At 43.3% G+C, this 665-nt stretch carries 1 pseudogene; it reads right to left on the bottom strand.

Annotation, left to right across the window (positions count from 1 at the left end):
* A pseudogene (locus J4050_RS15185) lies at positions 1-665 on the bottom strand (hypothetical protein); the annotation flags it as partial.

Raw genomic sequence — 665 nt, 5'->3', positions numbered from 1 at the left:
GCCAACCAGGCGTTGAGCTCTGCAGTGTTCCCTGCACCGTCACATTCCACGGTGCTATCGCTAGCTGCCGTATCTATGGTAGGCACGGTTGTATCTACTACAGTTATTATCTGTGCTTCTGATGTTGTATTTAAACAAGCATCAGTTGCAGTCCATGTTCTTGTAATGATTTTAGTAATTCCGCAATTAGTAACTTCTGAATCTGAAAAAGTTACTGTTGGGGTAATACAATCATCAGTTGCAGTCGCAGTGCCCGTATTGGATGGAGAAGTATCTTCAGTACATTCAAGAGTGACATCGGCTGGAACTGTAAGAACAGGTGCCACTGTATCAATAATTGAATAGGTGGCTGTGACTTCGGAGAAGTTGCCACATTCATCTGTTGCTCTAAAAGTTACTGTTATGTCACCACTATCACAATCTAAATTTGATCCTATACCATAATCATTAGTCCATGTAACACCACTACAGGCATCCGATGCAGTTGCACCGGCATTATTTTGAAGCCAAGCTTCTAATGTTCCGTCTGGAGTAATACCACACTGGATATCAATATCACTAAGATTTGTTGTATCTATGGTAGGCACTGTTGTATCCTCAATGGTAAACGTCGCCGTAGTGGAGCTTGCGTTGCCGCAATCGTCGGTAGCCGTAAAGGTCACGGT

Origin of the sequence: Winogradskyella pelagia, assembly GCF_017581965.1 — a bacterium.
Taxonomy (GTDB): Bacteria; Bacteroidota; Bacteroidia; order Flavobacteriales; family Flavobacteriaceae; genus Winogradskyella; species Winogradskyella pelagia.
Note: the sequence above shows the minus strand (reverse complement) of the source record. Positions and strands in the feature narration are given on the sequence as shown.